This is a genomic window from Pararhodobacter zhoushanensis (assembly GCF_025949695.1).
In the GTDB taxonomy this organism is placed as follows: Bacteria; Pseudomonadota; Alphaproteobacteria; order Rhodobacterales; family Rhodobacteraceae; genus Pararhodobacter; species Pararhodobacter zhoushanensis_A.
In genome coordinates this window covers 361,781-375,998 of sequence record NZ_JAPDFL010000001.1, presented here as the reverse complement: position 1 = coordinate 375,998, position 14,218 = coordinate 361,781, and the positions used below count along the sequence as shown (strand labels likewise).

The window sequence follows — 14,218 nt, the reverse complement described above, 5'->3', positions numbered from 1 at the left end:
GCCCATACATGACCAACACCACCCCTCTGCCCAACGACCTGCAGGCACAGCGCGACGCGTTCCACGCCGAGCTGCAGGACATGAGCATCATCCCGCTTTGGCTCAACCTGGGCGCCGCCGCGCAAACCGAACCGCGCGTCGAGGGCGTGCCACATATCTGGCGCTGGCGGGACATCAAGCCGATGATGCTGCGCGGCGGCGCGCTGATCTCGCCGCAAGAGGCCGAACGCAGGGTCCTGATGCTGATCAACCCCTCATTCGACCGCAAGAGCGCGCGCACCGTCGGGATGATCTTTGGCGGCATCCAGTTCCTGATGCCCGGCGAAACCGCCGACAGCCACCGCCACAGCCCCAATGCCCACCGCTTCATTATCGAAGGCGAGGGGGCCTATACGGCGGTCGAAGGCGAGCGCACGATCATGCGCAAGGGCGATTACGTCACCACGCCCGCGTGGAAGTGGCACGACCACGGCAATGACTCAGGGCAGCCAATGGCGTGGCTGGACGGTCTGGATCTGCCGTTTGTGAACCTGCTCGACGCGAATTTCTTTGAGGACCGCGCCGAAGGCGACAGCCCGCAGCAGCCGATCTATCGGCAGGCCGAGGACAGCCTGCACCGCTGGGGTCGGGGGATGCGGCCAACATGGAAAGAACCTGCCCGGACCGACCTGTCGCCCCTGCTCAACTACCGCTGGGAAACCTGCCGCGCCAATCTGCACGCCCTGCGCGATGAGGTGGGCAGCCCCTTTGACGGCATCATCATGGAATACACCAACCCGCTGACCGGGCGTTCACCCCTGCCGACGATCTCGGCCTATCTGCAATTGCTGCGCAAGGGCGAGCACACCAGGGCGCACCGCCATACGTCCTCGACCATCTACCATGTGGCCGAGGGCGCAGGCGGCTCGCTGATCGGGGGGCAGGAATATCTGTGGGAGGAAGGCGACACCTTTGTCATTCCGTCCTGGGTCGCGCATGAACACTGGAGCACCGGCGGCGAGGCGGTGTTGTTTTCCTACAGCGATCGGCCCATCCTGAAGGCCTTCGGCTTGTTCCGCGAAGCCTTCGCGGGTCAGGAGGGCTGAGCGATGACGCAAAGACATCAGACCAGTGTCGTGATTGTCGGCGCAGGGCCGGTTGGCCTGTCGCTGGCCAATGAGCTGAGCTATCGCGGCGTCGACTTCATTCTGGTCGAGCAGGGCGACGGTAAGGTCTATTTCCCGGCCGGTGAGAATTTCTTCTCGCGCACCATGGAGCATCTGCGCCGCTGGGGCATCGCCGACACCCTGCGCTATGGTGACGCGTTCCCCTCGAACGCGCCGCGCGACATGGGATTTTGCACCAGGATCGGCGGCAAGGCGCTGGCGCTGTTTGAGGGCGTGTCGAACGCCGATGCGCCCAAACGTGACCCGCAGTCGCCCGAAGGCGGGTTCTTCTATCCCAAAAAGGCGTTCGATCCGGTGTTGCGCCATGCGGTCGAGGCCAAGGGCGGCGACCTGCGCTATCAGACGCGTCTGGTATCCTTCACGCAAAACGCAGACCATGTAGAGTGTCTGGTCGAGACCGCCGATGGCACCCGGCATACCCTGCGCAGCCGCTGGCTTGCCGCCTGCGACGGGGGCCGTAGCGGGGTGCGAAAGGCGCTGGGGCTGCGCTTTGTCGGCACCTTTGGCGAGGGCTATAATTTCGCCGTCTATTTCCGCAGCGCGGGCCTTGGCGACGTGCTCTCGGGCATGTTCGGGCGGCCGATGGCGCAGGTTCACACGCTTTTTGACGCAACGCGGGCCTATCTCACCTCGGTTGACGGGCGTGATGAGTGGCGGCTGTCGATCTATGCCGACACGGTCGAGGATAAAGTGCCTGAGGATGTAGTGCGCGCCGTGATCGGCGATGCGCTGCCGTTCGAGGTCTTGCAGGCGCAGCCGTGGTCCGGGCACCGCGTGGTGGCGGATCACTACCGTGAGGGCCGGGCGTTTCTGGTCGGTGACGCGGCGCATCTGCGCTGGCCCAAGGGCGGCTTCGGCGCAAACACCGGGATCGGCGATGCGGTCGATTTGGGGTGGAAGATTGCCGCCGTCGAGGCGGGATGGGCCCCCGAGGCGCTGCTCGACTCCTATGAGACCGAGCGCCGCCCCATCGCCATCCGAAACACCAACGAGGCCGCGAACAACCGCGTGCTAGATCACATGCTACAGCCCGACCCGGTGCTCGATGCCGACGGGCCAGCGGGTGATGCAGCCCGCAGCGCCATGCACGACCGCCTCTTCGCGCTGCGCCTGCGCGAGTTTGTGACGCCGGGTATTCAGCTGGGCTATCGCTATCGCGCCTCGCCGATCATCGTGCCCGATGGCAGCCTTGAGGGGCCCGACGACCACATGGTCTATATCCCCACCACGCGCCCCGGCGCGCGGGCTCCGCATGTCGCACTGGCCGACGGGCAGTCGATCCTTGATGAGTTCGGACAAGGCTTTACCCTTGTCGTCACGGACAAGACCGCCAGAACCGAGGGGTTTTTGCAGGCAGCGCGCGCCCTGAACCTGCCGGTCAGGGAAGTGCGGCTTGACGCCGGCAGCGTCCGCGCCGCCTATGAAACGGCGTTGGTTCTTGTCCGCCCGGATGGCCATGTCTGCTGGCGTGGCGATGCGGCCCCTGCCGACGCAACCGCAATCTGGCGTGCTGTGAGCGGGCAGGATCTATCGACTGACAAAGAGTTCCCCCTATGACCGACGCCGACCCACAACGCTTCTGCGCCGCCGATCTTTACGACGTTCACGCCGCATCGCTGCGGGTCTGCGCGCTGCAGTTCCGCAGCTTTGGCCAGCGCGGCAGCTTCTGGGGGCGGGCCGAAACGCTGCGTACCTTCGAAGACCACACGCCCGTGCTCAACGCCGTCTCGCAACCGGGAGCAGGCCGGGTGCTGGTCGTTGACGCAGGCGGCTCGCTGCGCGTTGGCGTGATGGGCGACCGCCTGGCCGCGATTGCGCAGCAAAACGGCTGGGCGGGCGTGGTGATCCATGGTGCGATCCGCGACAGCCGGGGGATCAATGCGCTCGACATCGGGGTCAAGGCCATGGGCACAACTGCGCGGCGCGGCTGGGCCCCGACGCAGGGCACACTTGGCGAGACGCTGACACTGGGCGAGGTGAGCATAACGCCCGCTGAATGGGTCTATTGCGATGAAGACGCGGTGATGGTGAGCGATCGCTTCCTGGACCCCGTGGGTATCGCGCCGCAGGGGCTGGAATAGGCGCCGTCCTCACGCTTCGCCGTCAACGACGTCCTGGTTTGCTGCGGCGTCGAGCAGCGTCAGCATCCGCATCAGCTCCACGCGCTCGCTTTCCTTCAGAGGCGCGAGAATGATTTCGGCGATCTCGCCCACGCGCGGGCCGACTGAATCCAGCAGCATCGAGCCCTCAGCGGTGATGCGCAAAAGCTTGGTACGCTTGTCGAGGCTGCCTTCATTGCGGATGATCAGGCCTTTGATTTCGAGCCGCCCGATCACATGGCCGATGGTCGTTCGGTCAAAGCGGATCGCGCTGGCCAGCCGCGTGGCGTCGATGCCGGGATTGTCGCGGATCGTCAGTAAAGCAGCAAACTGGACCGGGGTGAGCGGCTTTTCCGTCTCGACCGCGCTGAAGGCTGCCGTCGAAACCTGGTGCATCCGCCGGAACAGATAGCCCGGCTGGCTGTAAATTTCCTTCGCTCTCACCGTCTCGCCCTTTACGCCAACGCGATCGGCCTGCGTGCAACACAGGCATTTGTGAGTATGCTGTACAAGGCGGGGCGAGCGCAACCAGCCCACTCCTTGTGCGACACCGGGAAACGGCAAGCGCGCAAGGCCGGTTGGCCACTGAGGCGGCCAACCGGCAAAGGGTTACTCCGCCGCGGCGATGGCCGCCACATACGCGTCGTACAGCGCTTGTCCGTTGGGCGTGCTTTCGATCCAATGGTCGGTGACCGTTTGCAAGCGCTCGGCCCAACGTGCCTGTTCCTCATCGGACAGGGTGGTAAAGGTCCGGTCAGCGTCCTGCTCGGCGGCGCTGCGGAAGGCGTCGATCCGCGCGTCGAACTCTTCGCCCCACAGACGCGCAAAAGCTTCGCCCGAGTTGCGGTCGATGGCCGCCTGAGCAGCAGCCGGAAGGCTGTCATAGGTCTGCCGGTTCATCCCCACCATGATCGCCGAGGCGCCCATGTTCACGTTGAGATGGTTGTGGGCCGTCTGGGAGATGCCAAAGATAGTCAGCGCGACCCATTCGTTGATCGTGCCATCCAGCAACCCGCGCGACAGCGCCTCTGCAATTTGCGGTGCGGTCAGCCCTCCGACCGGCGTAGCGCCGAGGGCCTCGATCGAGGCCAGCAAGGTCGGGCCAGCGCCGCGCAGGTTCATGTTGGCGACATCCTCAAGCGAGGTGACCGGCTCACTCGTGGTCAGGAGCGTCGGCGCGGTCGAGAACATGCCAAGGATTTTCACCCCCTCCATGCCCTGTCCGGTCCACGACCCGTTGTCCACCATTTGCGTGGCGGCGAGCGATCCGACGGTGGCGCTGGGCACGACGTTGGGCAGTTCCACGATGGTGGCTTCGGTCATCGCGCCCGGCGTATAGCCGGGGATGAAATAGGCCAGATCCACGATCCCGTTACGCAACATGTCTAGATGCCCTGAGGCATCGCGCCCCAGCGTCCCGGCGGGGAACATCCGAACGGTGATCGTACCCTCGGAATCGTCGGTCACGCGTTGCGCCCAGACTTCGAGAATATTGGCATAGATGAACGAGTTCGCCGGCACGCTGGTGGTAAAGCGCAGCTCTTGTTGTGCCGTCGCGACGGTTGGCGACCCGGCCGCAATAACGGCTGCTGCGCCAAGGCTCAGCAGAGCTTTTCCGAATGTATGTTTCATGATGTAGGTCGTCCTCCCTTTTTTGTCTTGTGGCCTGACGTGCAGCGGCCATCGGGCCATCGTATGCAAATCTGGTCAGCGGAAATGGTAGGGGCGCCCGTCAAGCTCACAACCGGGAACTTGAACTTGTCCATCTGTCGATAATCACGGGGCGCCAAGGCATTGCCATGCGGAGTGCTTTTTCCCGCCGCGATTTGCCTGCCGGTATCGGCGGGTCCATGGTGTGTTTCAGGGAGGCACTGACACAATAGCGAACCGCAGGCCGCGCATTTGAACCGCCGCCGGCGCTGTCGGAAGAACTTTGTTTGGATGGGGCAGGTTGGTCGCTGAGCGTTGAGGGATGATAAAATGATCCCCCTTCAAATACTTCAAGGCAAGCTCCGTGCTCATTCGGTTGGTGATAACACGATACGCCCGGTTCCGTTTTCTTCGGTTTACCTGCACGCCCGCGTCTGATCGCGCAGCACGGCATAGTCACTGAGCATTCGAACCGTCATCGTAGCCTCTCGCAGCGCTTCGATCTCTCCGGCTGCCCGCACCTGCTCTCCTTGGCTGTACTCGACCACAGGCGGGCAGGGCGCCAGCACTTCAGAACCGACCGTCGCGCAACCGACCAACCAAAGCATTGCGATCAGCGGGACGGCGGCTGGCAGCTTCAAGCATTTGTCTGTGAATGGCATCGTTTCTCTCCCTTGCGTTGAGACGTTCCGTGGCTCGACCGGCCCGTTCCCCGGCGCGGCGAAGGTTGACGATGAACAGCGCGACCGTCGCAGCTGCGAGGATCAGGCCCAGCGCCTTGCGCGCCGGGCCGCTTGTGAGGATAGCGGTTACCCACCCGATCACCGCCGCCCCCGTTTCCAGTCATCGATGCGCGCGTGGATCGCTATGGCAATCCCGCCCAGCGCCACGGCGATGAACAGCCACCGCAGGGTGTCGAGATAGGGCACCAGCGGTTGGATCGACGATTGCGCCTCAGCCATAACCTCCTGCACCACCTCCACCCCGGCGGCGCCAACAGTGGCCACGCCCGCCGCTCCACCCCCACGCAGTGTCCGGCTGTCGGCGAGCACCTCACGCGCTGGCGGGGTCTCCGTGGCAAACGCTGTCGCGCGGACCGCAAACGGCTCGCCCCAGGACCGCGCTGGGCCCAGATCGATGTGCATGAAGCCGGAGCGCGGGTAGTACCCAAAGCCGAGAAACCCCACTGAGCGCGCCGCTTGCTCAAACGCCACTGGGTCGTGGTTCGACATGGCGATGTCGAAGGCGGTCCCCTGCATGTGCCTGGACGCCGGCGCGCCGCCGACGGCGCGGTTGTGCTCCGGGCTGCGATAGGCAGAGAGCACGATCAGCGGCTTGGCGAGCCGGTTGCGCAGGCGCTGCAGCGCGTCCATCGCCTCGGTATTGATCTTGAGGGTGCCGGTGCCCCTGCAGGCGATCTCGGCCGGAGAGAAGCTGGGCCAATGCCAGACGGCTTCGGGGACGTCGCGCCAGTGGGCATAGGTCAGGGTCGTCATGGTGTCCTCCAATTAGACAAAACCCGCCTCTGGGGCGGGTTGGGGTGGGCATTGGGAAAGGGGGCTATGCGTAGCGCTAGGGGCTTGAACCAAAGATCTTGAGCTTGAGGGCGATCCCGGCGAGCAGGCCGAGCATGACGCCGGTGGTGATCATCCGCACGGCCGTCTGCATCGCGGTGCGACGTACGAGCCGGATGCAGTCGAGCAAGGAGCGCAGATCGCGGATGTCGAGGGCGGCTTCCTCGCCATCGAGGCCGACATTGGCCAGCGCGCGCTGGGCACCGGCCTCGGCGGCGCGCGCCAGCAGGTCCTCGAACTCGGAATCGGGCATGCGAACGTGGTGCTCGCCAGAGCGGCTTGGGGTCATGGTGGCAAAATCCTCAGTGGTGTTTCGTCGCTTCTGGCCAAACGAGCAATCTGAACTGCGTTCACGCTAAGGCGACCTTATCCACCACCGCGGCGTTGTAGGGCCCCGCGAGGGGATCGAGGGCGAAGACCGTGTAGTCAAAACCAATGAGGGCCGGCAGCGAGAACTCCCCGCTGCCATCGCTCTGGCCGTGGAACAGGTACTTCTGCTCCCCACGGGCGACAGCGACCACGGGTCGCGAGACCGGCGCGTCGTCGGCGCGCACGATGCCCGACAGCGCGCCATAAAGGGGCGGCGCGCTATCGCCCTCGGTCCCCGTCGAGAAATGCGACAAGTAAGCGGGGAAGCCGGTGCCTGTGCGACCGATTACCGAGAAGCCTGCGTCGTTGGTGCTGGTATAGGTCGTGGTGACATCCCAGGCGACGGGCTCGGGCTCGCCAATGGGCCAGGCCTTGGCGAAGACGCTGACGGTCCCGGTGCCTTCGACCCGCAGGCGCAGAGTGATGGGCCACCGATTGCGGCCCAGCGCGGCCAGATCGATCATCCCAAGATCGCCTTCGCTGCCACTGGTGTTCCTGCGGCGAACCACCACGGTTGAGGATTGGGGCGCGACAAAGATGCTGCCGTTCGGGGTTGAGGTCCAGGTTGCGGGGGTGCGACAAAAACACAGGCCGGTCTGGTTGTTGAAGGGATTGGTGTTGATTTGCACTCAGAACTGAGCCGGTTAGGCGGATAATTTTCACTGAGAACTGAGCCATGTGAACCTTTCCCCAAAGCGTTGAGCGGCGGGGGCAACGGAGTGATCCACATGGGACTATTGAACATCATCCGACGGATGCATTTGCGGCAGAAGTTGTCGATCCGCGAGATCGCGCGCCTGACAGGCGCGTCGCGGAATACCGTGACCAAGCATCTGGCGGCGAACACCATTGAGCCAAAATTTGCGACACCGGAGCGGCAAAGTAAGCTTGACCCCTTCGCCGAGAAGCTGGCGGGTTGGCTGAAGACCGAGGCCGGGAAGTCACGCAAGCAGCGGCGCACAGTGAAGCAACTGCATGCCGATCTCGTGGCGCTTGGCTTCACCGGCTCTTATGCCCGGGTCGCAGCGTTTGCGCGACGGTGGCGGGCAGATAGGCAGCGCGAACAGCAGGCGACGGGGCGCGGGACCTTTGTGCCGCTGCATTTTGACCCCGGCGATGCCTTCCAGTTCGACTGGAGCGAGGACTTCGCTGTCCTGGGCGGCGAGCGCACAAAGCTGCAGATGGCGCATATCAAGCTGGCGCACAGCCGTGCCTTTTTGCTGCGCGCCTATCAGTTGCAAACCCACGAGATGCTGTTCGATGCCCATTGGCACGGCTTCCGCGTTTTTGGGGGCATCCCTGGCCGAGGCATCTACGATAACATGAAGACGGCGGTGGATCGTGTCGGTCGCGGCAAGGAGCGGCAGATCAACATGCGCTTCCTTGCCATGACGAACCACTATGTCTATGAGCCGGAGTTCTGCAATCCGGCAGCGGGCTGGGAGAAGGGCCAGGTCGAGAAGAACGTTCGGGATTCCCGACATCAGATGCTGCAAGCGATGCCGGACTTCCCTGACCTCACCGCGCTGAATGCCTGGCTGGAACAGCGTTGCCTCGAGCTGTGGCAGCAGACCCCGCATGGCAAACAGCCTGGCACGATCGCCGATGTCTGGGCTGAAGAGCAGGCCGCGCTGATGCCGCTGCCGGTTGCCTTTGACGGCTTCATTGAGCTGAGCAAGCGTGTCTCGCCCACGTGCCTGATCAGCTTCGAGCGCAATCGCTATAGCGTTCCGGCGTCATTTGCGAACCGTCCTGTCAGCTTGCGGATCTATCCGGACCGGTTGGTGGTGGCGGCCGAGGGTAATGTCTTGTGCCAACATGCCCGTGTGATCCAGCGCAGTCACCACCTGCCGCCGCGGACGATTTATGACTGGCGGCATTATCTTGCGGTCGTTCAACGCAAGCCCGGAGCCCTTCGGAATGGTGCGCCGTTCCTCGAATTGCCTCACGCCTTCAGACAGTTGCAGGATCACATGCTGCGCAAACCCGGTGGCGATCGGGAAATGGTCGATATCCTCGCCCTCGTTCTGCAGCATGACGAACAGGCTGTGCTGACCGCGGTGGAGCTGGCACTGACCGAGGGCGTGCCGACCAAGACCCATGTCCTGAACCTGCTGCACCGGCTGGTCGACGGCAAGGTGATCGGTGGGCCACCGCTGGACACGCCGCAAGCGCTGGCTCTGCACCGCGAACCCAAGGCCAATGTCGCACGTTACGACGGCCTGCGCAGCCAGAACGCCGGAGGCCACCATGCGTCATGATCCAGCCGCCGGCGCCATCGTCATCATGCTGCGCAGCCTCAAAATGTATGGCATGGCCCAAGCCGTCACGGACCTGATCGAGCAGGGCGCACCGGCCTTTGAAGCTGCAATCCCGATGCTGTCGCAACTGCTGAAGGCCGAATTGGCCGAGCGCGAGGTGCGCACCATCGCCTATCACATGAAGTCAGCGTTCGTCGGGCAAACAGTCCCCCGGACTGTTTGCTGATCCTCCTCACCCCGGCCTACAAGGACCTCTCGGGCTTTGACTTCGCCGCCAGCGAGATCAACGAGGCGACCGTCAGAACGCTGCACCGCTGCGAGTTCATGGATGGCGCCCAGAATGTCGTCCTGATTGGCGGGCCGGGCACCGGCAAGACCCATGTTGCCACCGCCCTCGGCATACAGGCGATCGAACACCACCGCCGCAAGGTCCGCTTCTTCTCCACGATAGAACTGGTCAACGCCCTCGAACAGGAAAAGGCCAAAGGCAAAGCAGGCCAGATCGCGGAAGCCTTGACTAAGCTCGATCTCGTGATCCTTGACGAATTGGGCTACCTCCCGTTCAGCGCGTCTGGTGGGGCCTTGCTGTTCCATCTGCTTAGCAAGCTTTACGAACGCACCAGCGTGGTGATCACCACCAACCTCAGCTTCAGCGAATGGGCTACGGTCTTTGGTGATGCCAAGATGACCACGGCTTTGCTCGACCGTCTTACCCACCGCTGTCACATCCTGGAGACCGGAAACGACAGCTTCCGATTCAAGGCAAGTTCAGCTGCGGCATCCGCAGCAAAGAGAAAGAAGGAGACAACACAGATCTTGACCCCAGCATGAACCAAAAACCATAATCAGAGGTGGCTCAATTCTCGGTGAAAAAACCGGCTCAGTTCTGAGTGCAAATCAACAGTTGGAGTTCAGAATGTCGACGCCAATCTCGCTGGCGATCTGGCGAAGGGCGGGTTTTGCAGGACTCTCTGGTTTGTCATCGCGCTCTACCACGATGGTGCCGTTCTCGTACTGCTTGACCAGCATGTCTCGATAAAGGCCTTCCTCCGTAACGCGCAATTCAGAAAGATCGCGCCCGCGGGAACGTTTTGTGGGGGAAAAGGATAGCCGCCCTGACGCATCCCCCATCAGGGCACGAGCGTCGTCGGCAGAGCAATCCAGCAATTCTTCGATAGACACGTCATTCTCTTCAACGACAATGCGAAGCACAATGACTCGATCTACCTGGTTGAATGTTCCAGGATTGAAAGTGACATTCGATGATGTCGTTATTGTCTTAACCGAGATCCGCTCGCCATCGGCGCTCACGACGTCGTAGCCCGGCTGATTGACAGCCAACGCCATTTGGCCTCGGGTTATCATCGCCGCATATAGCTCACCAATCCGACCAGAAAGGTGCCGCAGCTCAGCCTGCGGCACTCCCCAGTTCAGCTCCTTCTCGAACCATGAGAGTGCCTCAGCCAAGGACTGGATGATCTGGATCTGCGACAACGCCATGCCTTGCGTCTCCCCGATGTGACCGCTGTGCGCAAAGAGCGCTTGCATACTTTGGTTCGATCCATCCCAGAGGGTCAAGCTCGACACCGAGGGGCGCCACATCTGGCCCGAAGCGGCTATCGTCGCTCCCGGCCCATTGCCGACCCTGATACAGGGTGACCACGCTTCGGCGCAGCTTCACCGAAGCGGTCGTTCGTGCGTCGCGCAGCATTTTCCGACGGCCGACGTCGGCTGAGCGGACAAACCTGCCGTTCAATCTATCGTCCCAAAATACGTGAAAGTATGCTCTTTCTCTTTGGGATAACTATGGTCAAAAAAGAATCGACGTCATTCTGTTCCAAATAGTTTTCGTGTCTGAACCCGAAATCCAATGCGGCTAGGGTCCAGACTCATTGATCGTCAAAGCCAGAAGATGACAGTTGCGGCGAGGGCGACGGCGGAGAGGAAGGTCTTTGCGCATCGGTCGTAACGGGTTGCGATGCGGCGCCAGTCTTTCAATCGGCCGAACATGATCTCGATCCGGTTGCGGCGCCGGTAACGTCGTTTGTCGTAGCGGACTGTCTTGCCGCGCGACTTCCGACCGGGGATGCAGGGGCGTATCCCCTTGTCTTTCAACGCATCCCGGAACCAGTCGGCGTCATAGCCCCGGTCGGCGAGCATCCATTCGGCCGCGGGCAGACTGCCCAGCAGAGCTGCTGCGCCGGTGTAGTCGCTGACTTGGCCTGCGGTCATGAAGAATTTCAGCGGACGACCCTTGGCGTCCGTGACAGCGTGCAGCTTGGTGTTCAACCCACCCTTGGTCCGCCCGATCAAGCGCCCGCGCTGGTCGTCAGGCCCCCCTTTTTCGCCCGCAGGCTCGAAGCCGTGCGATGCGCCTTCAGGTAGGTCGCATCAATCATGATGGTCTTCTGCTCGGTGCCTTTCGAGGCCAGCCCCTCCATCATCCTGGCGAAGACCCCCATGTCACCCCACCGCTTCCATCGGTTATAGAGCGTCTTCGGGGGGCCATACTCCCGAGGCGCATCGCACCACCTCAAGCCATTGCGATTGATGAAGATTATGCCGCTCAAAACCCGCCGATCATCGACGCGCGGTTTGCCATGGCTCTTCGGAAAGAACGGTTTCAGCCGCTCCATCTGCTCGTCCGTCAGCCAAAATAAATTTCTCATCATCACCCCCGTCAGCTCAGGGCCTTGAATCACGCAGCGACGGCAGCCTCAAGCAGATCAATGGGTCCTGACCCTGGGAGCCTGGGATGTCCGACGGCATTTTCGACCACTATGGCGCCTTCGGACGCATGTCGGGGTCAGAGGGGACAGTGATGCGCTGTTGGTCCGGGCGACAGATGCCGCGCGGTTAAGGGCGTTGCCCGACGGTCCTCCGCCCAACCAGTACCCCTGCGGCCACCGACACGTTCGGGCTGAGAAACGCGATCGCGTCCGGACCCTAGGGACGCAGCGACGCCAGGAAGTTTTCAGCGGCGCGGCTGAGGCTGCGCTCGCTGTGGCTGAGGGCGGTGAAGGCGCGTTCTGGAAAGCTGAAAGGCACCTCGAACACCCGCCCGGCAGCGCAATGCGGCGCGGCGGCGTGCTCGGACAGGACGGTGGCACCATGCCCGGTTTCGACGGCAGCGATGCAGGCCTCGTTTGAGGGGAGTTCCAGCATCTGCGTGACCGCATTGATGCCATGTCCCTGCAACGCTTCATCGAACAGTGCGCGCGTCCCTGATCCGGCCTCGCGCAGGACCCAATCGGCGGCGGCCAGCGCCGTGGCGGTCAGCTGCGGCTGTTGCCGCCAAAGGTGGCTCGCGCCGACCAGAAGCACCAGGCGATCACCGCCGACGGTCGTCTGGCGCAGGCCTTGGCCGTCAACCCGGCCTTCGACAATCCCCAGATCGGCCTCGCCCGAGCGGACAGCGGCGGCTACCGTGGCGGTGTTGCCCTGAATGAAGTGCAGCGTTACGCGCGGATGCAGGCTCTGGAAACGGATCAGATGGCTGGGCAGGAAATAGGTCGCCACTGTCTGGCTGGCCTGCAAGCGCAGCGTTCCGACCTCACCGCCGCGCAGTTCGGCCAACCAATTTTCGGCTTCGCTTGCGCGTCTGAGCACAGCCGCTGCCAACGGCATGAACATCCGACCGGCCTCATTCAGCACGATTCCGCGCCCGACCCGGTCGAAAAACGGCACGCCATGCTGCGCTTCCAGGGCGGCCAGCGAGGCGCTGACGGCCGACTGGGTCAGGTGCAGCGTCTCGGAGGCGCGGGTCACATGCTGCAGGCGCGCAACCTCAAGGAAAATGCGCAGTTGTTCGAGTGTCATCGCGGATCTTTCGGGCTGAACTGCTTCATATGATTGGAAGAATCGATCATAGCATCAATAACAATAAATTGGATTGTTGGAAGAGCCGCCGTTAGATCCCTGCCAAGACCTTGCCGTCGACAGGAGCCGCCATGACAGCCCTCGCCAACCATTTTCTCGAGACACTGCGCAGTCTCTTCCCCGGGTTGCTGCTTATCGCTGTCGTCACGGCTGCCGCGTTTCATGCCCACAGCTTGCCCGGTCTGGTTGGCCTTAGCCCTGTGATCTTGGCCATCCTTCTGGGTATGACCTACGCGAATGTTGTTGGCGTGAACGAGGCTTGCGGGCCCGGCATCGACTTTTGCGCGCGTCGGCTCATGCGCACGGCCGTGGCGCTGCTGGGTGCGCAGATAACCGTGGGTGATCTGATGTCCTTTGGCTGGCAAGGGCTTGTGGCCATCGCCGCAGCCGTGGCAGTGACGCTGCCCGTTTCCTATGCCGTGGGCCGGAAACTGGGGGTGGCGCGGGATTTGTCGATGCTGATCGCGACCGGCAGCGCGGTTTGCGGGGCCTCGGCCATTGCCGGGGTCAATACCGTCATCCGTGCGCGTGAGGATTCCGTCAGTTACGCCGTCGCGGTCATCACGCTGTGGGGCACTGTGGGTCTGTTTGCCGTGCCGCTGCTGAGCGACATTCTGGGGCTGAGCGCCGTGCAGGCGGGTTTGTGGGCGGGGCTGTCGCTGCACGAGGTCGCGCAAGCCGTCGGTGCCGGTTTCGCGGGCGGCGATGCGTCCGGTCACGCTGCCGTCGCGATGAAGCTGGGGCGCGTGCTGATGCTGGCCGTGGTGATCTTCGCGCTTGCCCGCGCATGGCGGCAGTCGCCGGGAACCGTGGGCGAGCGCCCGCGGGCGGTGCCGGAGTTCCTGATCGCGTTCCTTGCGCTCTGCGGGCTGAACTCGCTGGGGCTGTTGCCGGACGAACTGCGCAGCGCTGCCGTGGTTGCGACGCCGTTGTTACTGGCGGCGTCGATGGCGGGACTGGGGATGAACACGCGCTTCGCCAGCCTGCGCGCGCTTGGCCATGCGCCGCTCTGGCAGGGCGCGGTGACGTTCGCCGTCATCTCGGCGCTGGGTCTTCTGGCGGCGGTGTGGATCAGCGATTCCGCAACCGCCCGCACGGTCGTGGCGGCGATGCCGGTGACTCAGCAACCGTGACGTGCTGCGGCCGACGCGGCAACTGAGGCGTCGAAAGCGGCTGTCCCGTCAGCGGCCCGGCACCCGCGCAAATGCGCTGCAAGTGGT

General features: G+C 63.3%; 14 protein-coding genes and 1 pseudogene. 6 read left to right on the top strand and 9 right to left on the bottom strand.

The window, feature by feature from the left end:
• The first annotated feature begins 8 nt into the window (after positions 1–8).
• The 3 genes from OKW52_RS01870 to rraA are packed head-to-tail and all read left to right on the top strand — an operon-like array spanning position 9 to position 3,247.
• Entirely contained in the window at positions 9–1,085 is a 1,077-nt protein-coding gene (locus OKW52_RS01870) for a cupin domain-containing protein (RefSeq protein WP_264504204.1), read from the top strand.
• Positions 1,086–1,088: 3 nt separating this feature from the next.
• Positions 1,089–2,723 carry an FAD-dependent monooxygenase gene (locus tag OKW52_RS01865; protein WP_264504203.1) on the top strand — a complete coding sequence of 545 codons (1,635 nt, stop codon included), beginning with the start codon at positions 1,089–1,091 and terminating at the stop codon, positions 2,721–2,723.
• Positions 2,720–3,247, top strand: a complete 528-nt coding sequence (rraA, locus tag OKW52_RS01860; protein ID WP_264504202.1) for a ribonuclease E activity regulator RraA — start codon at positions 2,720–2,722, stop codon at positions 3,245–3,247. The genes OKW52_RS01865 and rraA overlap by 4 nt, the downstream gene beginning before the upstream one ends.
• Positions 3,248–3,256: 9 nt before the next feature.
• Here rraA and OKW52_RS01855 read toward each other — a convergent pair whose 3' ends face one another.
• From OKW52_RS01855 to OKW52_RS01825, 6 genes are all read right to left on the bottom strand, one after another.
• Complete coding sequence (locus OKW52_RS01855) at positions 3,257–3,793, bottom strand: MarR family winged helix-turn-helix transcriptional regulator (protein WP_264504201.1); 537 nt, start codon at positions 3,791–3,793, stop codon at positions 3,257–3,259.
• Positions 3,794–3,874: 81 nt separating this feature from the next.
• On the bottom strand, positions 3,875–4,897 hold the full coding sequence (locus tag OKW52_RS01850) for a TRAP transporter substrate-binding protein (protein ID WP_264504200.1): 1,023 nt from the start codon (positions 4,895–4,897) through the stop codon (positions 3,875–3,877).
• A gap of 434 nt (positions 4,898–5,331) precedes the next feature.
• Positions 5,332–5,577 carry a hypothetical protein gene (locus OKW52_RS01845; protein ID WP_264504199.1) on the bottom strand — a complete coding sequence of 82 codons (246 nt, stop codon included), beginning with the start codon at positions 5,575–5,577 and terminating at the stop codon, positions 5,332–5,334.
• 159 nt (positions 5,578–5,736) lie between these two features.
• On the bottom strand, positions 5,737–6,411 hold the full coding sequence (locus OKW52_RS01835) for a YcbK family protein (RefSeq protein ID WP_264504198.1): 675 nt from the start codon (positions 6,409–6,411) through the stop codon (positions 5,737–5,739).
• 76 nt (positions 6,412–6,487) lie between these two features.
• On the bottom strand, positions 6,488–6,778 hold the full coding sequence (locus OKW52_RS01830; protein WP_127110264.1) for a DUF6127 family protein: 291 nt from the start codon (positions 6,776–6,778) through the stop codon (positions 6,488–6,490).
• Positions 6,779–6,839: 61 nt separating this feature from the next.
• A complete protein-coding gene (locus tag OKW52_RS01825) occupies positions 6,840–7,487 on the bottom strand; it encodes a hypothetical protein (RefSeq protein ID WP_264504197.1) in 648 nt (215 codons plus the stop codon).
• A 99-nt stretch (positions 7,488–7,586) separates the two neighbouring features.
• Here OKW52_RS01825 and istA point away from each other — a divergent pair, with 99 nt between their 5' ends.
• Positions 7,587–9,119 carry an IS21 family transposase gene (istA, locus tag OKW52_RS01820; protein WP_264504196.1) on the top strand — a complete coding sequence of 511 codons (1,533 nt, stop codon included), beginning with the start codon at positions 7,587–7,589 and terminating at the stop codon, positions 9,117–9,119.
• Positions 9,109–9,950 (top strand): annotated as a pseudogene (istB, locus tag OKW52_RS01815) (IS21-like element helper ATPase IstB). Before istA ends, istB begins: the two are co-directional and overlap by 11 nt.
• 66 nt (positions 9,951–10,016) lie before the next feature.
• Here istB and OKW52_RS01810 read toward each other — a convergent pair.
• The 3 genes from OKW52_RS01810 to OKW52_RS01800 form a co-directional block, all read right to left on the bottom strand.
• Positions 10,017–10,697, bottom strand: a complete 681-nt coding sequence (locus OKW52_RS01810) for a DUF6998 domain-containing protein (RefSeq protein ID WP_264504195.1) — start codon at positions 10,695–10,697, stop codon at positions 10,017–10,019.
• 321 nt (positions 10,698–11,018) lie between these two features.
• A protein-coding gene (locus tag OKW52_RS01805) for an IS5 family transposase (protein ID WP_264507632.1) occupies positions 11,019–11,788 on the bottom strand; the annotation gives its coding sequence in 2 pieces (ribosomal slippage) (positions 11,019–11,452 and positions 11,452–11,788; 771 coding nt in all).
• Positions 11,789–12,065: 277 nt separating this feature from the next.
• Entirely contained in the window at positions 12,066–12,938 is an 873-nt protein-coding gene (locus OKW52_RS01800) for a LysR substrate-binding domain-containing protein (protein ID WP_264504194.1), read from the bottom strand.
• A gap of 131 nt (positions 12,939–13,069) precedes the next feature.
• On the opposite strand from OKW52_RS01800, the gene OKW52_RS01795 reads away from it, so the two are divergent.
• Complete coding sequence (locus tag OKW52_RS01795; protein ID WP_264504193.1) at positions 13,070–14,131, top strand: YeiH family protein; 1,062 nt, start codon at positions 13,070–13,072, stop codon at positions 14,129–14,131.
• The last annotated feature ends 87 nt before the right edge of the window (positions 14,132–14,218 follow it).